We start from the raw sequence: 22992 nt of genomic DNA, 5'->3' as shown, positions 1-22992 counted from the left end.
GGTTCTTATAGCTTTTTTATGATTTTAGAGTCGATCAAACCGATAAGGGCTTGGGTCGATAATGGGCTCATCGCCAGACACAAGGTCTGCGGCCAATTGCCCAGCGGCGGGTCCTGTGCCAAATCCATGTCCTGAGAATCCTGTTGCGACCGTGAGGCCTGGAATCGCTTTTATTTTGTCTATAACAGGATTGGAGTCTGGAGTGACATCAATGATGCCAGCCCATTCTTCGTCTATTTCTGCGTTATTAAAAACAGGCCAAGCGTTACAAAGGTTGGTGAAGGCTTCTTGGTTGAGGCTTGGGTTCACAGCTGGATCATTCACGCGAATCTTTTCAAATGGCGAAACCTCATTGGCTTTCCAGCGTCTTGCGACACCAAGATCTTTGACAAACGCTTTGCCTAGAGAAGGCCTTAAAAAGCTGTACTGCGCTCGTAATTGACTCAAATAACGCCAGCCAATTAATAAATGATCCAATGTCAGGGGCGCATCCAAAGCGCCCCGTTGCGTCACAATGAAGCCACCGTCTTGGTGTTTACGAAACGAAAAATCTGGCCCGCCAACGGCGATGTCGGTTGGGCCTTCCATTGGCTTGGTTCTCATCACAGAGCACACTAAAGGCAAGGTCGGTAAGGAAACACCAAGGTTGCCTAAGAAGCGTCGTGACCAAGCACCGCCTGCAAGCAGAACTTGCTCACAGCGAATCTCGCCTTTCTCAGTGACCACACCACTGACCTTGCCTCCGGTTGTCGATAAGGTTCGCACTGCGCAATGTTGAATGATGATGGCGCCTTTGTTGATCGCCGCTTGGGCAATGGCGCTGGCGGCAATGGAAGGTTCAGCACGGCCGTCAGAAGGCGTATAAATCCCGCCAGCCCAATCGCCTTTACCGCCGGGAACGGACTCATCAATCTCTTGTTTGCTCAGCATCTTTGAGTCCAAAGAAAGTGACTCAACAGACTTGATCCAAGCTTCATGCATGGCCATTTGTTCTTCTGTTTTGGCTAAGAACATAATGCCAGCTTGCTTGTAGCCAACGTCTTTACCGATGCGTTCTGGCATCTCCGCCCAAAGCTTGTCTGCCGCTAAGGCAAGAGGCACATCGTCAGCGTGTCGGCTGGTTTTACGAATCCAACCCAAATTTCGGGAAGACTGTTCACCTGCAATATGGCCCTTCTCAATTAGCACAACCGGAATGTTGCGTTCTGCTAGTGTCAGAGCGGCGGTAACGCCAACAATGCCGCCGCCGATAATGACAACAGTGGTGGATTCAGGCAGTTGGTCAGTGGTGTGTACTTTCTCAAGCGTCTTGGTCATCAGGTGAACTCCTAAGCTAAAGGCGGTATTAAGCGAGGTTGATTTTCTGCACGTTCGCGGAAGAAGCGCCTTTGTAAGCCGTTACTTCCAGTTCCACCTTGTAGGTGTTGGAACCAAGAGGCGGGCATGTCACGGTTGTTGCTGGGTCAATGCCGTGGAATTTTGAACCTATGTATTCCATTACTGTGTGCGTGTCTGCAGGGTCTTGAATGAAAACTCGCGACATCACCACATCTTCCAATGAAGCGTCTACTGCTTGAAGAGCGGATTCGATGTTTCTAAATACTTGCTCCGTTTGCTCAATGACATCCGTTGGGATTTCCTTGGTGTCAGGATTACGACCTGCGGTATTGGAAACAAAGATCCAGTTATCGACGGCAACAAGGCGTGAATAGCTGCCAATCTCTTCGAATTTTGAGCCTGTTTTTACTTTGGTAATGGTCGTCATGTTTTTTCCAGTTCTTAGTCAATAAAGAGTGTGAATAGGTTTGATGTTTATTTAAGTTCTGGGGTTTCCCATAGGTTTAGAGTCACGCCAATGCCTTTTTCTAATGCATTACGGTAGATCTTGGTGGCCCAAGCCACGTCTTCTACTGGCATGCCGCCGACCGATAGAATGATGATTTCGTCGTCGTTTTGGCGAGCTGGCGCGGCACCTGCCACAATGTCTGTAAGGTCTTCAAGTTGCTCTTTGGTCATGGCGCCTTCTTCGATCATGTCCATGAAACGCATACCAACAAGAGGGATAACATTGTGTGCGGGTTTAGGTACTTCTTCGTACCAGGCTTCGTACAATCCTCTGCTGTCGAGCACTTTACGAACGTCGTCGCCACTCATGCCATCGTCCAAGCTGCAACTTGCTGGCATCGCCAAGAAAGTGCCGGCTTTTACCCATTCACGTTTTACGATTGGATAAGTGGAAGGATCGCCCACTTCACCTGAATTACAGTAAGTGACGATGTCTGAATCCCGAACGACGGCTTCGATTGAGTCGACCACTTGAATATTGGTGATTTCTGGGAAGGTGTTCTTTGTCCAACTGACGAAGTCATCAAGGCTTTTTTGTCCGCGCCCTTTGATTTTGAGTGTGTCGATTTCTGGGCAAGCGGCCATAAACGCAGCCACTGAGGTTTTGCCCATCACGCCCGGCCCAAGCAAGCCAATGACTTTAGAGTCTTTTTCGTGCCAAATGTCGTGCGCCCACACCAGGAATAGCGCCAGTGCGGTAAGCAGATAATAAGTTTGCAGACATGTACGCCAGAGGTGCGCCCGTATCGATGTCGTTTAAGATGAACATCAAAATGGAACGCGGTAAGCCTTTTTCGCGGTTCGCGATGTTAGAACCATACCATTTCACGCCACAGGTTTGAAAATCACCGCCAAGGTACGCAGGCATCGCCATCAAACGGCGATCAGCGGTTGGCTTTGGCATGGTTGGAAAAGGCGATTCGTCTGGGAAGGTCACCATGGCGCCGTGAGAATCACTGTTCGGGCCAGCCATGCGGTAGTCGCCTTTGTGCAATAAAACGAACATTTCTTCCATTGTGTCGACACAGCCGGGCATGTTGGTCACACCCGCTTTGATCATGTCGGGTTCTGATAGGTAGATAAAATCGATCTTAGTACTTTCTGACATAACATCTCCTTAAGAATTGAGTAGCGTTTTTTGATCAAGCTACGAATCGAAACGGTTTGAAAACAAAGAAAATTCTGACAAATGCCGTTCGAGTCCATAGCGGATGATTTCGATCCTAGACACTCAAAAAACATCCGTATTGAACTTTTGCGACATGACATAACAATTTGTTTACAAATGGTGGATTGGTTTATTTGGCACTCTGTTTGCAGAAGATCGGAGATATTCGATCTTTTTTAAGGCAGGTTAGCTTAATGTCACATTCACCTTTGATCAGTTATTTGGCGGGTATTCGCTCGAAACAGCCTTGGTTGGTGTTGAGTGCGGCAGAGAAATTTTCGCTTTCAGGATCGGATCATCCTGCCATTTCTCACTTTTATAGCTTTGAATCAAAATCCTCAGAAGAGCAGACCTTTGTCATCCCAGATGGCTGTATTGATATCCTCTTTGATTGCGATGAAAGTCGTCCTAGTGCAGAAGTGTTTGGCACGCCAACGGCGGCGGTGAATGTGGAGCTGAATAAAGGAAATCGTTATTTTGGTGTGCGCTTTGTCTCTGGTGCCATGCCAGATTTTTTACGCGTTTCTGCAGGGGATTTAATTGATCACCATTACCGCTTGCTAGACCTTGTTCCTCAAGCAAATCAAATGTTTGAAGAGGTCATCAGCAGTTCCAGTTTCACGGAACAGACTGAATTGTTTGGCTCGTTCTTTGAAGCCGAAGACATTCGACAACCTTCCGATTTAACCTCGCAGGCGTTACGCAGTATTTGTGAAAGTCATGGCACAATTCGCGTTAATGAATTGGAAGAATTAACTGGCTACACATCGAGAACATTGCAGCGTCAGTTTCGTGCGGATATGGGCATGTCACCTAAGGCGTTTAGTCGTATTATTCGCTGCCAATCGGCGGTTTATGACATTAACCACGGCGATGGTGTGACGTTTTCAGACTTGGCGTGTGATCTCGGGTTTAGCGACCAAGCACATTTCCAGCGAGAATTTAAAAAGCTGGTTAATGCGACGCCATTGGATTATTTAAACCGTGTTAAGCACGAAACCTATTTGAAACGAATACAATATCTGTGAGCTAAAAAAGCTCAATCATCTCCTCGTTTGCACTAGATCAGTGCCCAACACGTCTGTTTTTTTTATGACTTAACTTTGTGGCGGATGATTTTCTATCCAATGATCTGCAATGTCGCCACGTCGTGTAATCCACACATCGTCATGAGATTGTATGTAATCTAGGAAACGCTTTAGCGCCATGAAGCGGCTAGGTTTACCCAATGTTCGACAGTGCATGCCGATGGACATCATTTTCGGTGCGGTTGCGCCTTCCTCATATAAACAATCAAAGTTGTCTTTTAAATACTGGAAGAACTCGTCGCCATGACTGAAACCGTAAGGTGAAGAAAATTTCATGTCGTTGCAGTCGAGCGTGTAAGGCACAATCAGGTGCGGTTTCGTTTTCGTTGCGTCTTCATGATGTGGTACTTCAACCCAGTAAGGCAAGTCGTCGCCATAGTTATCGGAGTCGTATTTTAGCTGAGGTTGCTCTGCGACCAACGCGCGGGTGTTTGGGGAGTCGCGTCCTGTGTACCAACCGCTTGGTTTCACGCCCGTCACTTGCTCTATCATGTCGAGCGCCTGCTGCATGTGTTCGCGCTCTTGCTCGATGCTCATGTCTTGGTAATGAATCCATTTTAAACCGTGGCAAACGATTTCATGATTGGCGTCGACAATGGCTTTTGCAACCTCTGGATTACGTTGCAAAGCGGTGGATACGGCAAATATGGTCAGAGGCAAATCGCGGCGTTCAAACTCGTTGAGAATACGCCACACGCCAGAGCGGGAACCATATTCGTATAAAGATTCCATACTCATGTGGCGGTCTTTATAAGGCTGCGCGCCAAAGATTTCGGACAAAAAGGTTTCTGAATGTTCGTCACCATGAAGAACGCAATTTTCACCACCTTCTTCAAAGTTTAAAACAAACTGCACTGCGATTTTGGCGTTGTTTGGCCAATTTGCGTGAGGTTGTTGGCGGCCGTAGCCTGCGTAATCTCGTTCTAAATAATGTTTCATAGTCATAATCTCAACTCTTGATATAGCCATGGAATAATGAGAGATAGCTTACCATATAGCTATAAGGCTAAGCCGATTTCGATAAGGGATTTTTCTGATTGTTGAGAGCAAAAAAGCCCCGCATTTTTACGATAAAAATGCGGGGCTTTTTAAACGCTGAATTTACTTATTCGTGGCTTTCAAACGCTTCTTTTTCGTGTTTCATGATGAAGCGAATTAAAGCGATAAGGATCACTGCAACACCTGCGCTAAACAGTCCTAACATCATAGGGCTATCAGCAAAGGTAAAGTATGCAGATACATTTTCCCAAGTAGTAATAGAAGTACCCATAATTAAGCTCCTGTAGTCGCTAAGTCGTCAGTAGTTGTGTTTTTGCTTGATGGAACAGTTTCTGGGTAAGGGTGAGCCAGAATTTCAACTTCATCAAGACCAAGGTCTTCAACATTTGTTGGAACGCGTAGTACGTTGCATTTTTTCAAGATCAAAGACACGACATAACCAGGTACAAAACCTAGAACCGCAATAGCGATTGCACAGATAGTTTGACCGTATAGGCTGATTGCTGGGTTGCCATCTACGTTTGGTGTTCCGCCAGCGAATACACCAACAAGAATAACAGCAACGAAACCAGTTACACCGTGTACACCAACCGCGCCAACAGCATCATCGATGCCCATTTTTTCCAATTTCTTCGCAGCTGCAACAGCAATGAAGCTAACACAGATTGCGATGATGAAAGCCAAACCTGGATCGTATAAATCCAAACCAGCTGCAACGGAAATGATACCGACAAGGCCACCAGACATAGTCCAGAAAGGGTCGCGAGTTGCGATGTAACAACCAATAACACCACCAGCGAAGCCCATTAGCGTGTTGAAGGCGAAAGCAGATAAGTTAGTTGGAGTGCCGTAGATAGTTGTCCATCCAGTTTCACCACCGTTAAAGATGATACAGCCGCCTAGGAAGCCGAAGAAACCGAAGATGATCATCATCAAACCAATTAGCGTCATTGGTAGGTTATGCGCTTTGATTTGCTGAGGAACACCTTTGACAAATTTACCAACACGAGGCCCTAAGTTAATTAGAACACCTAATGTGAAGAAACCAGCGATAGCGTGAACGACACCAGAAGCACCAACATCATGGTAACCAAACTTAGTCAGCATCCAACCGCCTGGGTGCCAGCCCCAAGCGCCAGCTAGAATCCAAACAACGCTACCAAGTAGGATAGCAAGGATTAAGAAAGCACTAACTCGGATACGTTCGATAACGGCACCGGAAAGAATGGAACCTGTTGTCGCACCAAATAATGCGAAGGCCGCCCAGAAGATACCAGACCCCATGTCTTGTACGTCTGGTCCCATGCTTTGTGACCATGGAAGAGCGTAAGAGGCATCTGCAGGGATGAAGCCACCAGGGAATGCGTTATAAATCCACCAGCCAAATAGGTAGAAAGTTGGAATGATGACAGCGAGTGCGAGAATGTTCTTAACACCTGCGGCCAATGCGTTTTTACTACGAGAAGCGCCCATTTCATAAGCCAAGAAGCCTGCGTGAATCATCACCATGATGGCTGTACACCACCAATAAAAGACTTCTACGTTCATCGCTTGATGCATGCTGAATACCGCCTGCTGCGCATCGAGCGTCGCTTGGAGGGATTCTAGCGTCGGAGTTTCTGTCGCCATGATTATGTTCCTTATTGTGAAATAAAATAATTTAAGTTTTTTATATAGTGACTACGTTAAGTAGTTTTTTCCCTTAAATACAGCCTCTTCGTGCTGTTTATGTTTTCACCTTTCCATGCTCTTTATGTCACTTACAACCAGCCTATTTTTGTAGGCTGATGAAGTGTCATTATTTTGTAAGGGGCAATATCTATACCCATTTTTTGTCTTACGCTGACATTTCTTTCATAAAATTTGCCAGCGAAACCAATTTTCACTTGTGAAGAATGCTATGGCGTTAAGAATAGCGACGATTCTTCGTTGTCATGATCGATGATGTTGTTATCTGATCTGTCTTTTAATTTGACGCCAGATAACTTGAGATTTCGCGCTTCTGTCAGTAAATAATGGGCTTTGTGGGCGGCTTCGGGATAATTTAAGCCTGCTGGTCGAACATTGGATATGCAGTTTCGAAACGCGTCCGTTAGTCCAACTTTGCCTTGCCAAGTGAGGTATAAGCCCAAACTGTCTGGTGAACTCAAACCAGGACGCTCACCGATCAATACAAGCACACAGTTGGCGTTTAAGCGCTCGCAAATGTCGTCGCCAATGGCAACTCGCCCTTGTTGAGTGATACAAATTGGGGCGATGTTCCAATTTGGGGAGCTTGTTTTGTCCAGTTGGTGAAAAAGTTCTTTTAAGAAAGGTAAGGTGTTTTGTTCAATCGCCAGAGAGGACAATCCATCAACCACGACAATCGCAAGATCATAAGCATCGGACGATGGTGCTTTGTATTTTTCGAGCTTGTTGGCAGAAGCTTCATCAAGAAGGCGACCATAATCTGGGCGCTGTAAATAGGTTGCGCGATCCGTCGCGCGACTGTGCAGTTCTAGGGGAGCGCAGTCAGGAGCCCAATCCTGCTCCATAATGCTCTTGGATAATTGAGTTACGTCGAGTTGCGTATGCACCGCGTCAATGGCTTGAGCGTGCGCTAGTTGAAATGCCAATAAATGCGATGTTGGCACACTCACGCCAGATCGGCCTAAGCCTACACGAGCATCAGTAAAGGCGTTTAGCTTGCGCCACGGGTTTTCAGTGACCGCTTCTTCGTGTGTTTCTGTGATTTTGCTCATGAGCGGCCTCCAATGATGCGATTAAGTGATTGATGGAAAGCATCAGGTAATTGGTGGTTTAGAGTGAATTGCTCGTTATTTTTGAAGATTTCCATTTTCGCGAGCCAAGCGTCGAATTCTGGCGCAGGTTTCAGCCCTAAAGCGCGACGAGCGTACAAGGCATCGTGAAAGGAAGTGGTTTGATAATTCAACATAATGTCGTCGGAGCCAGGAATGCCCATAATAAAGGTGCAACCAGCCACGCCTAGCAGCGTCAATAAGTTGTCCATATCGTTTTGGTCGGCTTCTGCGTGATTGGTGTAACACACGTCACAACCCATTGGTAAACCAAGTAATTTTCCACAGAAGTGGTCTTCTAAACCCGCTCGTGTGATTTCTTTGCCGTCGTACAAATATTCTGGGCCGATAAAGCCGACAACCGTATTTACTAAGAGTGGATTGAATTTCCGAGCAACCGCATAAGCGCGAGTTTCACAGGTTTGTTGGTCTAAACCGTGGTGCGCATTGGCTGAGAGAGCACTGCCTTGGCCAGTTTCAAAGTACATGACGTTATTGCCGACCGTGCCTCTATTTAGAGATAAAGCTGCGTCTTGGGCTTCGGCGAGATTCGCAAGGTTGAAACCAAAGCTGTCGTTAGTGGCTTGAGTACCGCCGATGGATTGAAACACCAAGTCCACTGGCGCGCCTTGGTCAATGCATTCAATGGTGTTGGTAACGTGAGTCAGTACACAAGATTGCGTCGGAATTTCATAATGCTGGATGACTTCGTCCATCATTTTGATCAGTCGAGTGGCTTGCTGTACGTTGTCTGTGGCTGGGTTGATGCCAATTACCGCATCGCCATTGGCGTACAGTAAACCGTCTAACATACTGGCGGCGATGCCGGTTAAATCGTCCGTTGGGTGATTAGGTTGTAAGCGTGTGGATAAATGCCCCGGCAAACCAATGGTATTGCGGAAAGCTGTTTTCACATGGCATTTCTTCGCGATCAAAATGAGGTCTTGATTGCGCATGATTTTACTCACCGCAGCGGCCATTTCTGGTGTGATGCCTTGGCGAACACTGCTCAAAACTTCTGGTGTTGCCAAATCACTTAACAGCCAGTCACGAAAACCGCCAACCGTTAAATGAGAGATAGGCGCGAAAGCCTGTTTGTCATGCTCGTCTATGATGAGGCGAGTGATTTCGTCTTTTTCGTAAGGTATGAGCGTTTGCTCAAGGAAAAGCTTTAGAGGTACGTCGGCCAGTGTGATTTGTGCGATGGCTCGTTCTTCGGCACTTTGCGCCGCGACTCCGGCCAAACGATCTCCCGAACGAGCTGGTGTGGCTTTGGCCATTAACTCGGCTAGATCGACAAATCCAAAAGTGCGCTCTCCCACAATGTGACGAAATTGAAAAGTAGAATGTGGATTGCTCATAATGTTTCTCGTACCAATGTGTTTGTCGTTGTTAAATTGCCATTGTTCGTAAAGGCATAGGACTTGCTTCTTATTCACTTTACGGAAAATCATGCAAAGCGGTTATCGAATATTGGCAAAATTACTATTTTATAAATATCAATAAGTTAGAGTTAAACGCTTGATGATTTTCGAAGGCAGAGTACAGAAATAGGTATTGTTATGTTGGATATGGCAAATGATGCACAAAAAGAGGGCTTTTTTTCACGAGTCTCGGAAGCACATGATGCAGACCTACATGCAGGGAATTTAACTAATTGGCAGCAGGAATACGATCAAACCAGCTGCGGCAGCTTTTATGGTCGTATTGTTGAGCTGCCTTTTGAGGATTTACAGGTCTTTTGTGAACACACAAGTCAGGCTTTGCAGCAAAAGTGCGTTGTCTGGCCGGATTCTGTCTGGTTAGGTATTCCTCAGGCAAACCAAGAGGAAAGCCGAATTAATGGTTTGAGTATTCGGCCTGACACCATCATGTGTCGTCCTGGTGGCTGTGATTTTCAGTTATCGACACCCCAAGATTACGATTTGTATGGTTTGGTGGTGGATAAATTTACCTTAATGAAAATGGCGGATGTTCATGGTGTGGATCTAAACTGGCGTGAATTTATTGAGCATGGTCGGCTTGGTGTGCCAGATAAGACCTTGGCCGATGTTCGTTTTTTACTGGCGCGTTTGTTGTCGGGTCATGATGTATCAGAGGGTTCAGCTTCTGTTCAATATCAAGCGACACCGCCAAGACTACAGCACGATATTGTCATGATGGCGTTGTTAGAGATCCTGAAAGTAGAAACCCCGCAGCCTGCAAAAACACAAAGTTATCATCATCGTAAAAAAGTAGTGGATTGTGTCCGGCAGTTTTTGGATTCCCATTTGGACGAGCCTGTGACTGTGACGCAACTGTGCGAGATTACCAATGTGAGCCGCCGAACCTTGCAATATAGCTTTGAAAGTATTCTAGGCATCAGCCCGATTCAATACTTGAGAATGAGCCGATTAAACGGTGTTAGGCGAGCCTTGATACAAGTAAACAAAAGCGCTCAAGATTCAGAAACCGTGAGCAGCATTGCTTCGCAATGGGGGTTTTGGCATTTAAGCCAATTTTCAAAAGACTATAAACAGCTTTTTGGCGAACAACCCTCTCAAACACTAGAGTGGCAAATGTAGTCAGATAAAAGAGAAGAAACTCAATGAACAGATTTCAAATTCGTACAGGGGTTATTGACGATTTAACCGCTTTAACTGATCTCTATAATTATTACATCGCAAATACGGCAACAACATTTGATATCAAGCCTTATACAGTAGAAAGCCGAAGTGCCTGGTTTTCACAATTTGCCCCGACTGGTAGGCATCAACTGTTGGTTGTAGAAGAAGCGGGAGAAGTCCTTGGTTATGCTTGCAGTGCCCAATATAAAGTTAAGCAAGCCTATGAAACTTCGGTCGAAGTAAGTATTTACTTAAAGCCAAACACACAAGGCAGAGGGTTGGGGAAGGCGTTATACACAGAATTGTTTAAACGGCTGGAAGCGGAAGATGTGCACCGTGCCTATGCTGGAATCACTTTGCCAAATGAGGCATCGCTTATTATTCATAAGAAGTTCGGTTTTGAATCTGTTGGTGTGTTTCGTGAAGTAGGCCGTAAATTCGATCAATACTGGGATGTTGAAATGCTTGAAAAAGCCATTGGGTAATTTAGCAGATTCGTATCTCACTGAATAAGTGGTATGAGTCTAATACACTTAAAGTGCAGTAAATTGATATCGCTTAACCTAGGTTAATTCCTTTCTTCCTTTACCTCTATATTCTTTGCTCCTATTGGTTATATCAAAGGAGTAAAGCATGTCATTACCATTAAGTTTACAAAGCTATATTTCAGATCTCGGCTTGGCCATTCCTGCACCATTAGATATGAGTTTTGTTGAGTCACTGCAAGCGACACATATTGCCCGATACAGCTTCAACAGTCTGGCTGTTGTGATGGGAGAAGATATCTCTTTGAACCTAGAAGACATTAGCCAGAAAATCGTGAAACGTGGTTTGGGCGGTTATTGCTTTGAACATAATAAGCTCACCTTTGAGCTTCTAAAAGCCTTGGGATATGACGTTAAATTGGTGATGGCTCGTGTGCTTAAAAACCAAGAGCAAGAGGTTCCTAGAACACATCGCTTCACTTTATTGAATCATGAAGGTCGCCAGTATTTGGTGGATACAGGGTTTGGTGGCGATTGTCCGATTACGCTTTTGCTGCTGCAACCAGATGTACTGCAAAAGTCAGGCAATGATGTGTACCGCATTGTGGCTAAGCCGGAGGGAGAGTACGACTTACAGGTTTTGAAGCAAGGCGATTATTACACTATGTATCGTTTTGACTTGGCGGTTTATACCGATGCAGATTGTTTAGCGGGTAACTTCTATTCTCACCGATATCCAATGGCTGGTTTTGTGAATAACTTAATGGTTGGCTTAAAAGACGCGTCGCGTACGATCTTTTTGATAAACCATGAATTAATGGAAAGGCAGCAAGGAAACCTGAAAAAGCAGGTCTTATCTTCGCCTAACGATTTATACCAAGTATTAACCAACACATTTGGGTTGGATATTGAATGGGTGATTGCCGAGCATTTGTTTGATCGCTTTTTGGCGAATAACTTGGCGCTATTAAGCAAGGAAGATCAGTCTGAGGCCGTGTTATGAACCACACTATCACCTTGTTGGCTTGGGCTTGGTTGATGGCTTCCTCCTTTATTGTGTCTGGTCTTATTGTGGGTTACGCGAGTCCAATTGCCACATCGACGTTTCGCTTCTTTTTGGCGTGCCTGATTATGTTTTGCGTTCTTGTTGTAAGGTGGCGTAAGAAAGGGCTTAAGGTTAGCGATCAGTTTAAGGCGCTGTTTGTTTGTCGCCGCCGAGTTTTTCATTATGTGATTATCAGTGGCGCTTTGGTTGGTTTTTTTATCGGGCTATTTGCCGCATTGCAATCGACTACACCACTGAATACGTCTGTACTTTATACTTTGGTGCCTTTGATCGGCGTTTTTATCGCCAGAGTATGGTTACATGAAATCTCGCCGTGGTTACGTATTTTGGGATTTGTCATAGGTTCCTGTGGTGCCATCTTGGTGTTGTTTTCGACACAAGCCGTTGGTGATTTTGCTTGGCATTCAGGCGACCTTATTTTTATTGGTGCTTGTGTACTGTTGGCCTTGCATGTTGTGTCTGTACAGAAATGGGGGCGATCTCTAGAGGCTTTGTCAGGCGCTTTTATGATGATGTTTTTTGGCTGTATTTGGTTGTTGCCGATTGCTTTATTCTGGGGAGACTTAGAGCAGGTGCAATGGCAAACAAGTGGCTTTTGGTATTACGGATTATATTTAACAGTATTTACGACGTTATTTACCTTCGTGCTACAACAGCGTTTGGTGGTTGCGGTAGGCGCAAGTCGATTATTGGCTTTTTCTTATACAATACCGGTTTGGGTGGCGCTTTTTGTTTCTGTCGCTAATGCTCGTGTATTCAGTTTGTTTAATTGGGGCTTTCTTGCTGGGTTGTTGTGTTTGGGCGTGGCCTTGTTTTTAATTGATAGAAAACAATCAGAGTGAAGTGACTTTATGGAGCAAGCCCAATTAACAAATAGTTTGCAGACCTATTTTAATCGATTAGGGCATGACATTGATTTATCGATTCTTACTCTGCCCGTAGAGGTTCACGCTGTATCTAAAGGGGATTACCTTTTTCAGCAAGGCGATGTTGCGAGCAATTTCTACTTTTTATCTACTGGGTTGGTTCGTTATGTCAGTGTGTCTGATGAAGGGAAAGAGTTTACCCAAAGCTTTGTCAAAGGCTCGAGTGTTATTGGTTCCACCAAATCTATGGTAACAAAATCAAAGGCATCATTTGGGATTCAAGCGTTAGAAGAGAGCATTGTTTTGTCTTACCCTTGGGCCGCGTTTTATGAGCAAATGCGAGAGGATAAAAACTTTCTGGAGTTTTACGTCAAATTATTAGAAAGGATTTTTATCAGCAAAGAAGAGCGAGAAAGTGCGTTCATGAAACACTCTGCTGAGCGTCGATATCTGGACTTTTGCGTTGCCTTCCCAGAGCTAAAAGACACCATTCAACAGCAGCAAATAGCTTCTTACATTGGCATTACACCTGTGGCGTTAAGCCGTATTCGACAGAAGCTAAAGCTGTGTTGATCGATGCTAGCAATTCAAGCTTATTCTTCTGAACTAGACTCGCTTGCCATGATTTCTTCAAGAGCTTGTTTGAAGCTTTCAGCGGGTTGGCCGCCAGTAATGGCGTATTTATTATTCACCACAACGGTTGGCACTGAGTTAATGCCGTTTTGCTGCCAAAATTGCTCAAGTTTTTTTACTTCTTCCTTGTATTGACCGCTTTCCAATACGCCTTTTGCCGCGCTTGGGTCTAGGTCAACGCTGGCCGCAATTTTAGATAAAACTGCGTAATCACTAACGTCTTGGTTATGAGTAAAGTGAGCTTTGAATAAAGCGGCTTTTAGTTCAGCTTGCTTGCCTTCTAAATTAGCCCAATGCAATAAACGGTGAGCGTCGAAAGAGTTACGCATGCGGCTTTCGTCATTGAAATTGAAATCAAAGTCGAGTTCTTTGCCTCGTTCTTGGATAGCCGATCGGTTTTGGTCTGATTGCTCTTTGGTAATGCCGTACTTCTCAATGATGTGTTCTTGGAAACCTTGGCCTTCTGCTGGCATGGTTGGATTCAGCTCGAATGGTTGGAAGGTGATATTTACATCTACTTTGTCTTCCAATTCGGCGATGGCTTTGTTGAGGTTACCGAGTCCAACCACGCACCAAGGGCACATAATGTCGGATACGAATTGTATATCTAATGAGTTTTTCATGATCAATGACCTTGGCGTCTAATGTATTTATTCATATTAGTGTGGGTAAAGATTGGGAATAAAAGGGTGCTGAGAAGTTAACACTTTGATTGGATGAAATTTGCATACTCTGTGCAATGTTTCTTTTAAGAGTTTTGTCTTAAGACTTATGTGAGCTTTAGTTCGGGTGTTTGTGATTTAATGTGCCGTAAATTATTCCATTCATATTGTTTCTAATAGAGTTTTCTATGCATGATATTTCTATATGGCTGCTTTTCTCGTTTGTGGTTGGAAGCTATGTCCAGAGCCTAACGGGGTTCGCTTTTGGTTTGGTTGTGATGAGTGTCGCTGGGCTATTTTCTCTGGTGTCGCTAGAGGTTGCTGCTTTTTCTGTGAGCGTGTTAAGTATGGTAAACGCGGCCACTGGTTTGTATGGCGGTGTATGGAAACTGGTTAATGTGAAAAATCTGCTGGCGTATTTTGCAGCGGCGACGCCCATGATTGCTGCGGGCGTTTACTTGTTAAACTTCTTGGGAAGTAACGCTTTGCATTGGTTGCAGCTCTTGCTTGGAATCAGCATTGTTTTAGCTTGTTTGATGAGCTTAATGAAACCCAAAAAAGACGCCGAAGCATCTCGTCCTTGGGTGTACTTTGTGTTTGGTGGTATTTCTGGAATATTTGGTGGCTTGTTTGCCACATCTGGTCCGCCGATTTCTTATTTAATGTACCGTCAGCCAATTGCGCTAAATGTTATACGCGCTACCTTGTTAAGCGTGTTCTTCATCACATCTTTAATGCGAATTGCCATTATGGGTGTGGGTGAACAAATTACTGCCTCAATGATGTGGGTAAGTGTATTAGGGTTGCCCTGTGTTCTTATCACGTCGATATTAGCGAAGCGTTATCCGCCGAATATATCGCCTCAGGTGATAAAGCAAGTTGCTCTTGTGTTGCTGCTCTTATCGGGTGTGAGTTTGTCAGTAAAAGCTTTGCTTTGATGATGGTTATATTGTGATTTAGTAAGAGATATTCTTGGGTAACTTTTTAAGCAGCAAGGTTATATGCGCCGTTAGGATAAAAGGAGAATCGGTTATGACCAATGAGGTCAAGAACAAAGAAAAAGTGGTTGGTATCATCGGTGGTATGGGACCTGAGGCGACCGTTGATTTGATGCACCGTATTATTCACCTGACACCTGTGACGGATGATATTGATCATATTCATGTATTGGTGGATAACAATCCTAAGATTCCTTCTCGTATTAAAGCTTTGATCGAAGGGAACGGGGAAGATCCAGCACCTTGCATGATTAAAATGGCGCAAGGTTTGGAGGAGCAAGGGGCTGATTTTTTAGCCATGCCATGCAATACCGCACATCATTATTATTCGCGTATTGCGGAAGCGGTGAATGTGCCTTTTATGAATATGGTTGAATTGACGGCAGATCATGTGAAAAGTGCTCAGCCAAATATTAAGAAGATTGGACTCTTGGCTTCTTCAGCGCTTCAAATTATTTATTTATACGAGCCTTGGTTTGCCAAGCATAATGTTGAAGTAATGTACCCAGCGCCAGAGCATCAAGAAAAAGTGATGGCGTTTATTCGCTCGGTCAAAGCCAATAAACAGACAGCAGAACAACTTGTTGATTATCATCGAGCAGCTGAAGATTTAGCGGCTCAAGGTGCTGAAGGTCTTATTATTGCTTGTACTGAATTGTCGGTAGTAGGGGATCAATTACGCACAGAGCTACCGACTTACGACGCATCAGACTTATTAGCAAAGAGCATTGTGAGTGAGGCTTTGCCCTCTAAATAACATTTCGGTTCGGTTTTAACGGTCAATAAAAAAACGGCTCTTAGTTCTTGTACATATGAACTAAGAGCCGTTTTTGTTGTGACGTTTTAAGTCTTAGATAACCCCAAGCTCTACTAAACGCTCATGCAGATAGCTTTTCGCTGTGTAGCGGTCAGACAACACAACTTCTGGTTTCGGGTGCAGAAACAACGGCAAAGAAATGCGGGATTTGGTCTTGTCTGCGCCGTCAGGGTTGATAACTCGGTGAGAAGTAGAAGGAAAGTAGCCCGCTGACGCTTCTTGCAACATGTCACCGATGTTAACGATCAAGGTGCCGAAGTCGCATGGTACATCCATCCAAGTGCCATCTTTGGCTTTTACTTGTAAGCCCGGTTCATTGGCGGAAGGCAAAATGGTCAACAGATTAATGTCTTCATGAGCACCTGCTCGAATTGCACCTAACTCTTCATCACCTTTTAGTGGTGGGTAATGTAACACTCGTAAGAGAGTTTGATCGCTGCCATCTACCATGCTGGATAAAGATTGCGTGTAGTTTTTAGCAATGTCGGCTGGCGTGTGTTTTTCCACCCAAGCTAATAGCTCAGCCGCTAGTGTATTGGCTTCTGCATAATATTGAGACAACAAGGCTTTTTGAGCGTCTGGGCATTGTCCCCAAGGGTAATAGTGAAAATACTCTTTGATGTCTTTTTTCGTGTGGCCTTTGGCTGTTTCAGACACATCTGGCGGGAAGAAGCCATCTTGTGTGCCAACGTTATAACGGTAATCGTATTTTGATTCGTCATCGAAAAAGGTTTGCCATTCCGCGTAAATCGCACTGACTAAGGCTTTTTGGATTGGATGATTTTTTAAAACGCCAAAGCCAGTATCGTGAAGTGATTTTACGAAGTCTTCTTGAGCAGTTGCGCTTGTGTAGTCGATTGCTTGTAGTTGCATGATCATTTCCTTTGTCGCCATTTGGCCGACAGTATTGTTTTTTAAAAAGCAAAACCTCTTCTTCTAATGAAAGAGGCAGAGAGAGTTTTTTTAGACAATAAATAAGGAGGTTAAGAAGACCAGCCGCTGTGGAAAAAATAGCGTAAATCAACTGTTTCAGCTTGGTAATGCTGTGCCCACATCATCATTTTAAGACGAGCAAGTGGCCCGATTAACATCGAGTCTCCTTGTGCGCTTTGTAATGAAATTAGGGACATTTTGGGTTTCCTAAGCATGAAAATAGAAGTTTTAGAAACAATACATCATTTTGAGTTTGTATGGGTAGTTTACTGCCTGATGTGTGTTTTTTGAAGCCAGTCAGTAAAAAAATGTATATTTTGGAATGGTTTACCGTTAGTTTGGTCTATACTGTTTTGGTCAAATCGTTTTTCAGATTGGCTTTTTTACACTTCTTCATTATCAGTTCCACTGCGTTAAGGAAGCTTCTTAAGCTTCGGTAATTGTTCAGATCTCAGTTCTTTTTAAGTTTAGGCAATTAGCACGTTTTTTGTGTTTTCATCTAATTTAAGAGGGTTAATGACTATGAATGTACCTTTCGAATCTTTTAAAAATTACTTTCTCATTTCAATGCCACACCTAGACGACCCACATTTTGAACATACTGTTATTTATCTTTGTCAGCATACAGAGGCAGGCGCGATGGGGATTGTGATCAACCGCCCATCAAAAGTCGATTTCACAGAATTAGCTGATCATCTCGAAATGAAAATTAGCAATCCTTTGCTTGCTGCTGAACCCATTTATCACGGCGGCCCAGTAGAAGCAGAGAAAGGTTTCATCTTGCATACTGCGGATAAACAATGGAGCAATACACTACAAGTGACAGACGAAGTGTCGTTATCCGCTTCTCTTGAGGCGTTGGAAGACATTGCTCAAAACAACGGGCCTAATGCGTTTCGAATCACATTAGGTTGTGCGGGCTGGGATGCAGGGCAATTAGAATCTGAAATTGCCAACAATGATTGGCTGGTATGTGAAGCGGATTTAGACGTATTATTCCATACACCAAGTGATATGCAATTTACCGCAGCGACTCAAGTGTTGGGAATTGATATGACAAGACTTTCACCGGATATAGGACATGGTTAATGACAGCGTCAGGCTCGACAGAAGCGCCTTTAAGTAATCAGCAGAAGCCCAATACTGTTCGCTCAGTATTGGGTTTTGATTTTGGCACGACTCGAATGGGAGTGGCTATTGGTCAGAGCGTTACCGGCACCGCTCAGCCACTTGACCCGATTAAAGCAAAAGATGGTATTCCAAACTGGGATGACATTGCGAAAATCGTTGAAGAATGGAAACCGGACGCCTTCGTTGTAGGATTGCCATTAGATATGGATGGCGATGAAAATGAGATGTGTCAAAGAGCACGTAAATTTGCCAAACGGTTGCATGGACGTTTTAATCTTCCTTACCATATGATGGACGAGCGATTATCATCCTATGAAGCAAAAGGCCAAGTGATCGCACGAGGCGGAAACCGTAACTTTAAAGACAACTCAGTCGATGGTTTGGCCGCTCAAATGATTCTAGAAACCTGGTTTGCAGAATCTCTTTAAGTCATCTATTAACAGACTGTTCAGCATAGAAACAGTGATTTTATCAGTAAGGTATGGGCAATAATGAAGTTAGATTTAGAGCTTTCTCTGGCATCCATGAAGACGCAATTAGCTGACTATTGCGCAAAGAAGAACATTGAAGATGCGATTGTCGTTGGAATTCATACGGGCGGTGTTTGGGTTGCTGAGCAACTGATGTCGTCAGTGCCGACCAATGAGCCATTAGCCACATTAGACATTACTTTTTATCGAGATGATTTTACCAAAGCAGGCTTAAACCCGAAGGTAAATCAAACCTTATTGCCTGCGATTGAAGATCGCCATGTTATTTTGGTGGATGATGTTTTGATGTCTGGCCGAACCATTCGTGCGGCGATGAACGAGATTTTTGACTTTGGTCGCCCTGCCAGCATTACCTTGGCGATTCTTTATGATCTTGGCCAGCATGAACTGCCAATTGCTGCCGATATTGTCGGTGAGCACCTAATACTTAATCCTGATCAAAGGGTTAAGTTAACTGGGCCTCAGCCGATGAGCGTTTCCTTAGTAGATGCGCAATAATATTAGTTAAGAGCTTTATTTTTTATCAAACAAATACGACAATTAGAGTATGGATAAAAGAAACGATCGAATAGTTAAAAAGCACCTTATTTCACCCGCTATGCTGGTGGATTCATTGTTTGTTTTAGTCTTTCGCATTGTTAATGCCCGGTTTTAGTTTTACTAACCGGGCATTTTTCTATCTACACTTACAGAATAAATTTTTGCGTATTTTGAATTTTTAAATACGGCTGAATATTAGAAGACCATTTTAAATAGAGAAAGACGATTCCGTCTTTACAGTTTGAGGAAAGCAAACCATGATGCGATCCGACCCTCGGGCATTACAGTTAAACGAACACGGTCAGTTAAAGCATTTTCTGACATTAGATGGGCTTGATAAAACCATTCTGACTGAGATTCTAGACAGAGCGGAATCTTTCCTTTCAATGGGCGAGCAGTCCGTTAAGAAAGTGCCACTTTTACGCGGTAAAACCGTTGTTAACCTCTTCTTTGAAAACTCCACCCGAACTCGTACTACTTTTGAACTAGCGGCTAAACGACTTTCCGCTGACGTTATCAATTTGAATATCGAAACCTCGGCAACGTCTAAGGGGGAGTCTTTATTAGACACACTGAAAAACCTTGAAGCGATGCAAAGTGACATGTTTGTTGTTCGTCACTCTGACAGCGGCGCGCCTCATTTTATTGCCGAACACTGTACGCCAAATGTAGCGATTATTAACGCAGGGGACGGTCGTCACGCTCACCCAACTCAAGCTATGTTAGATATGCTGACGATTCGCCGCCACAAAGGCAGCTTTGACGGTTTAAAAGTCGCTATCGTTGGCGACATTCTGCATTCACGAGTTGCCCGTTCTCAATTACAAGCGCTCACAACTTTGGGTGTTAGTGATGTTCGTTTGGTTGGCCCTAAGACCTTGGTCCCAAGCTTTTTCGAAGAGATGGGCGCAACCATTTGTTATGACTTAGAAGCTGGCTTGAAAGATGTAGACGTCGTTGTGATGTTGCGTCTACAGAAAGAACGCATGAAAGGCGCTCTTTTGCCAAGCGAGAGTGAGTTTTATCGTCTGTATGGTTTGACTGAAGAATCTCTAGCATGGGCGAAGCCAGATGCGATTGTTATGCACCCTGGGCCGATTAACCGAGGTGTTGAGATTTCTTCTGAAGTGGCGGATGGTGACCATTCGGTGATTTTGAATCAGGTTACTAATGGTATTGCAGTGCGTATGGCGGTGATGTCGATGGCGATGAGCGGTCAGTTGCAAAGTGATGAAGCGCCAGCTGTGAAGGATGAAAAATAGTATGAAATTACGTATTCAAAATGGTCGTTTGATCGACCCAAGCCAAGGTTTAGATAAAGTCACCGACTTGTTTGTTGAGAATCATAAAATTGTTGCCATTGGTGAAGCGCCTGAGGGTTTTGATGACGCTCAAGTTGTTGATGCATCAGGGCAGTGGGTATTGCCAGGTTTGGTGGATCTTGCTGTGTCATTACGTGAACCAGGCTTTACGCAAAAAGGCAGCATTGCTACCGAAGGACGCGCTGCTGTGTCTGGTGGTATTACGACACTGATTTCGCCTCCTGATACTCGTCCTATCGTAGATACGCCAGCAGTGGCGGCTTTGATTCAAGATAAAGCGGATGAAGCCGGCATGGCGAATGTTTTCCCGCTTGGGGCTTTGACTCAAGGTTTAGAAGGCGTTCAGTTAAGTAATATGGTGGCATTAACGGATGCTGGCTGTATCGCGTTGTCTAACGGTCGCAACGGCATGGCAAATACCAAGGTGTTGTCTCGAGCGTTAGAGTACGCTGCGACTCACGATTTGTTAGTGGTGTTTCATCCTGATGAGAAAAGCTTGTCTGAAGGCGGCTGTGCCCATGAAGGTTTGATGTCTACCATGCATGGTTTAAGTGGTATTCCTGACACGGCTGAAACCGTAGCTTTGATGCGTGATCTATTATTGGTTGAGAAGACTGGAGTGCGCGCGCACTTTGCACGCCTATCTTGTGCTAAATCAGTGGAAATGATCGCAGATGCGAAAGCGGCAGGATTGGATGTAACAGCAGATGTAGCGGTACATAATTTATTGCTGAGCGATAATGTGCTGAATCAGTTTGATGGTCGATATCATGTTTTGCCACCACTGCGTTCAGAGAACGATCGCCTGACATTGATCGAAGGCATTAAACAGGGTGTGATTACTGCGATTTGTTCTGATCATCAGCCCCATGAAAAAATGGCGAAAATTGCACCTTTTGCGGCGACAGAGCCGGGCATGGCGAACGTCGAAATTTTATTGCCATTAGCAATGCAGCTTATGGATGAAGGCGATTTTGATTTCTCTACACTGTTGAGTTGTTTGACCTCTGGTCCAGCAGCCTGTTTCGGTTTGGAAGCGGGTTCGCTTGCGGTAGGAAGCTTTGCTGATTTTGTCTTGTTCGATAGCACGGCTCGTTGGTCTTGGAGTTATGAAGGCCGCAAGACAAAAGGCCATAATTCTCCTTACTTTGGTGAAGAGTTTATAGGTCGTGTGATGAGCACTTATATCTCTGGGCAACAGGTTTATCAGGCTGTGTAGCGTTCTTTTTTCGGGCAAAGTAAGGTTTTTTATCGTTTGGTTTTACTAGTCCTTTACTTTTTATGTTAGCGCGTTAATCTAACTTAAATTGTGAATGGTATGGTTTTAATATTTTATGGCTACGGACATCTCAGGCTCATCGTTAAAAGAGCAGCAAATATTGCAATCTCGATTGGCGAATGTAGAAAAAGAAAGGGACTTTATAAAAAAGTTATACGACGACGTACCTAAAATACTTGAGGTCATATCGAAAGGCGCACCTTTAAATGCGCTTTTAAACCGTTTCAAAAGTAAATTGCAGGCGCAGTTATCTAACGCTTATTGCTTGTTTCTAGTCTCCGATAAAGACTGTTTACAGTGGCGTTTGCAATTTACCGATTCGATTAATGCCGATTTGCCATCAAGTAATGGCTTGCTATCGGTTATTCCTCAAGATCTACTGTCTTTTGCGGCAACTTCCTCACGACCAAAGCAACACGATGTGAATATCCAACAAGCATCGGGTTGGAAAAAATGGCAACCTTTTCTAAGCAAGCATGCTTTCACAAGTGTTTCTATGGTCAGTATTTCAGATGGACAAGGTTCCATTTATTTCATGTTGGCTTTTCAGGAAGACAATACATCGGTTGCCAATAATTTAATGGAATTGGCGTTAGATTCTTATGCCTCTTGGGTGAATGCTGCTTTTGAGCGTGAAAAAGCAGATTTCTCATTATTGGAAAACAACCATAGAGATCCTAATACTGGTTTATTAAGACGTTATAGCTTTGATGACAGTTTTGGTATGGTTTTAAAAGATTCTCGTCGTCATTTTCAGCGTGCGGCTTTGTTGTCTCTCTACTTACTTCAAGATATAAAAATCGATGCGAGTGAACTGAAAGAGCTGGCTGATGTGATGTCAGATGCCGTGCGAGATAACGACCTTATTGCACATTATGATGAGCGTGAGTTTGTTATGGGAATCCGTATTCAGCATTTAGAAGACGCTGAAGTAGTGGCTCAAAAAGTATTGGATTCCATGAAAAAAGCGGAATACTCCAATAACAGACTTATGCGAGCTGGCTTAGCCATCGGTATTGCTTTTTATCCTGAACACTCATCTTTAGAATCTCTTCATAAAGCGGCTTCTTCAGCTGCCTACTCCCTTGGAAATGCTTCCGGCTATCGCTTGGAATTCCATGATGCTTTCTACAGCTCCAGTTCAGAGTGCTACTCACTGTAGGTGTTTTTTCTGTCATTTAAAATAGTGCTATGATGCGCAACATATGCATTTTAGTGGGTTTATTTAAAATTAAATAAACCCACTAAAAATAAGATTGAGGTGC

At 44.2% G+C, this 22992-nt stretch carries 25 protein-coding genes; 14 read left to right on the top strand and 11 right to left on the bottom strand.

The features are described from left to right. Nucleotides 1-24: 24 nt before the first annotated feature. The 4 genes from AC0L46_RS07300 to AC0L46_RS07285 are packed head-to-tail and all read right to left on the bottom strand — an operon-like array spanning nucleotide 25 to nucleotide 2953. Complete coding sequence (locus AC0L46_RS07300; RefSeq protein WP_473506909.1) at nucleotides 25-1317, bottom strand: NAD(P)/FAD-dependent oxidoreductase; 1293 nt, start codon at nucleotides 1315-1317, stop codon at nucleotides 25-27. 28 nt (nucleotides 1318-1345) lie between these two features. Further along, nucleotides 1346-1765, bottom strand: coding sequence for a RidA family protein (locus AC0L46_RS07295; protein ID WP_473506907.1), 420 nt, complete (start codon nucleotides 1763-1765; stop codon nucleotides 1346-1348). A gap of 47 nt (nucleotides 1766-1812) precedes the next feature. After that, nucleotides 1813-2523 carry a tyramine oxidase subunit B gene (locus AC0L46_RS07290; RefSeq protein ID WP_473506905.1) on the bottom strand — a complete coding sequence of 237 codons (711 nt, stop codon included), beginning with the start codon at nucleotides 2521-2523 and terminating at the stop codon, nucleotides 1813-1815. Further along, a complete protein-coding gene (locus tag AC0L46_RS07285; protein WP_473506903.1) occupies nucleotides 2486-2953 on the bottom strand; it encodes a Rossmann-fold NAD(P)-binding domain-containing protein in 468 nt (155 codons plus the stop codon). The genes AC0L46_RS07290 and AC0L46_RS07285 overlap by 38 nt, the downstream gene beginning before the upstream one ends. Before the next feature lie 254 nt (nucleotides 2954-3207). Here AC0L46_RS07285 and AC0L46_RS07280 point away from each other — a divergent pair, with 254 nt between their 5' ends. Beyond that, the gene (locus AC0L46_RS07280) at nucleotides 3208-4041 is read left to right on the top strand and encodes a helix-turn-helix domain-containing protein (protein ID WP_473506901.1); all 834 of its coding nucleotides are present in this window, start codon (nucleotides 3208-3210) and stop codon (nucleotides 4039-4041) included. 69 nt (nucleotides 4042-4110) lie between these two features. Here the strand turns inward: AC0L46_RS07280 and puuE are convergent, their stop codons facing one another. From puuE to AC0L46_RS07255, 5 genes are all read right to left on the bottom strand, one after another. Beyond that, nucleotides 4111-5040 carry an allantoinase PuuE gene (gene puuE, locus AC0L46_RS07275; protein ID WP_473507117.1) on the bottom strand — a complete coding sequence of 310 codons (930 nt, stop codon included), beginning with the start codon at nucleotides 5038-5040 and terminating at the stop codon, nucleotides 4111-4113. Nucleotides 5041-5206: 166 nt separating this feature from the next. After that, a complete protein-coding gene (locus AC0L46_RS07270; protein ID WP_317005804.1) occupies nucleotides 5207-5371 on the bottom strand; it encodes a hypothetical protein in 165 nt (54 codons plus the stop codon). Between the two features lie 2 nt (nucleotides 5372-5373). Next, nucleotides 5374-6729, bottom strand: a complete 1356-nt coding sequence (locus AC0L46_RS07265; RefSeq protein WP_473506899.1) for an ammonium transporter — start codon at nucleotides 6727-6729, stop codon at nucleotides 5374-5376. A gap of 269 nt (nucleotides 6730-6998) precedes the next feature. After that, on the bottom strand, nucleotides 6999-7841 hold the full coding sequence (gene eutC / locus AC0L46_RS07260) for an ethanolamine ammonia-lyase subunit EutC (protein WP_473506897.1): 843 nt from the start codon (nucleotides 7839-7841) through the stop codon (nucleotides 6999-7001). After that, a complete protein-coding gene (locus AC0L46_RS07255) occupies nucleotides 7838-9259 on the bottom strand; it encodes an ethanolamine ammonia-lyase subunit EutB (RefSeq protein ID WP_473506895.1) in 1422 nt (473 codons plus the stop codon). The genes eutC and AC0L46_RS07255 overlap by 4 nt, the downstream gene beginning before the upstream one ends. A gap of 201 nt (nucleotides 9260-9460) precedes the next feature. On the opposite strand from AC0L46_RS07255, the gene AC0L46_RS07250 reads away from it, so the two are divergent. From AC0L46_RS07250 to AC0L46_RS07230, 5 genes are all read left to right on the top strand, one after another. Beyond that, on the top strand, nucleotides 9461-10462 hold the full coding sequence (locus AC0L46_RS07250) for a helix-turn-helix domain-containing protein (RefSeq protein WP_414682239.1): 1002 nt from the start codon (nucleotides 9461-9463) through the stop codon (nucleotides 10460-10462). A 23-nt stretch (nucleotides 10463-10485) separates the two neighbouring features. Further along, on the top strand, nucleotides 10486-10989 hold the full coding sequence (locus AC0L46_RS07245; RefSeq protein WP_473506892.1) for a GNAT family N-acetyltransferase: 504 nt from the start codon (nucleotides 10486-10488) through the stop codon (nucleotides 10987-10989). Between the two features lie 148 nt (nucleotides 10990-11137). Next, on the top strand, nucleotides 11138-11992 hold the full coding sequence (locus tag AC0L46_RS07240; protein WP_473506890.1) for an arylamine N-acetyltransferase family protein: 855 nt from the start codon (nucleotides 11138-11140) through the stop codon (nucleotides 11990-11992). Next, complete coding sequence (locus tag AC0L46_RS07235; RefSeq protein WP_473506888.1) at nucleotides 11989-12897, top strand: DMT family transporter; 909 nt, start codon at nucleotides 11989-11991, stop codon at nucleotides 12895-12897. The genes AC0L46_RS07240 and AC0L46_RS07235 overlap by 4 nt, the downstream gene beginning before the upstream one ends. 9 nt (nucleotides 12898-12906) lie before the next feature. Then, nucleotides 12907-13494 carry a Crp/Fnr family transcriptional regulator gene (locus AC0L46_RS07230; RefSeq protein ID WP_473506886.1) on the top strand — a complete coding sequence of 196 codons (588 nt, stop codon included), beginning with the start codon at nucleotides 12907-12909 and terminating at the stop codon, nucleotides 13492-13494. Between the two features lie 20 nt (nucleotides 13495-13514). Here the strand turns inward: AC0L46_RS07230 and AC0L46_RS07225 are convergent, their stop codons facing one another. Further along, nucleotides 13515-14177 carry a DsbA family oxidoreductase gene (locus AC0L46_RS07225; RefSeq protein WP_473506884.1) on the bottom strand — a complete coding sequence of 221 codons (663 nt, stop codon included), beginning with the start codon at nucleotides 14175-14177 and terminating at the stop codon, nucleotides 13515-13517. A 227-nt stretch (nucleotides 14178-14404) separates the two neighbouring features. On the opposite strand from AC0L46_RS07225, the gene AC0L46_RS07220 reads away from it, so the two are divergent. Both AC0L46_RS07220 and cuyB read left to right on the top strand, forming a co-directional pair. Then, nucleotides 14405-15154: a TSUP family transporter gene (locus tag AC0L46_RS07220; protein WP_473506882.1), complete on the top strand. Its 750-nt coding sequence runs from the start codon at nucleotides 14405-14407 to the stop codon at nucleotides 15152-15154. A 94-nt stretch (nucleotides 15155-15248) separates the two neighbouring features. Then, nucleotides 15249-15971 (top strand): cysteate racemase, encoded by a 723-nt coding sequence (gene cuyB, locus AC0L46_RS07215; protein WP_473506880.1) that lies wholly within the window; start codon nucleotides 15249-15251, stop codon nucleotides 15969-15971. Between the two features lie 93 nt (nucleotides 15972-16064). Here cuyB and AC0L46_RS07210 read toward each other — a convergent pair whose 3' ends face one another. Then, nucleotides 16065-16904, bottom strand: coding sequence for a 2OG-Fe(II) oxygenase family protein (locus tag AC0L46_RS07210; RefSeq protein WP_473506878.1), 840 nt, complete (start codon nucleotides 16902-16904; stop codon nucleotides 16065-16067). A gap of 576 nt (nucleotides 16905-17480) precedes the next feature. Here AC0L46_RS07210 and AC0L46_RS07205 point away from each other — a divergent pair. From AC0L46_RS07205 to AC0L46_RS07180, 6 genes are all read left to right on the top strand, one after another. Further along, nucleotides 17481-18053: a YqgE/AlgH family protein gene (locus AC0L46_RS07205; protein WP_414682228.1), complete on the top strand. Its 573-nt coding sequence runs from the start codon at nucleotides 17481-17483 to the stop codon at nucleotides 18051-18053. Beyond that, nucleotides 18053-18523, top strand: a complete 471-nt coding sequence (ruvX, locus tag AC0L46_RS07200) for a Holliday junction resolvase RuvX (RefSeq protein ID WP_473506876.1) — start codon at nucleotides 18053-18055, stop codon at nucleotides 18521-18523. The genes AC0L46_RS07205 and ruvX overlap by 1 nt, the downstream gene beginning before the upstream one ends. 63 nt (nucleotides 18524-18586) lie before the next feature. Next, entirely contained in the window at nucleotides 18587-19084 is a 498-nt protein-coding gene (pyrR, locus tag AC0L46_RS07195) for a bifunctional pyr operon transcriptional regulator/uracil phosphoribosyltransferase PyrR (protein ID WP_473506874.1), read from the top strand. Nucleotides 19085-19383: 299 nt separating this feature from the next. After that, complete coding sequence (locus AC0L46_RS07190; protein WP_473506872.1) at nucleotides 19384-20388, top strand: aspartate carbamoyltransferase catalytic subunit; 1005 nt, start codon at nucleotides 19384-19386, stop codon at nucleotides 20386-20388. A gap of 1 nt (nucleotide 20389) precedes the next feature. After that, nucleotides 20390-21667, top strand: a complete 1278-nt coding sequence (locus AC0L46_RS07185) for a dihydroorotase (RefSeq protein ID WP_414682224.1) — start codon at nucleotides 20390-20392, stop codon at nucleotides 21665-21667. Between the two features lie 115 nt (nucleotides 21668-21782). Next, entirely contained in the window at nucleotides 21783-22889 is a 1107-nt protein-coding gene (locus AC0L46_RS07180; protein ID WP_473506870.1) for a diguanylate cyclase domain-containing protein, read from the top strand. The last annotated feature ends 103 nt before the right edge of the window (nucleotides 22890-22992 follow it).

The organism is Marinomonas sp. 15G6-16, from assembly GCF_055809555.1.
Note: the sequence above shows the minus strand (reverse complement) of the source record. Positions and strands in the feature narration are given on the sequence as shown.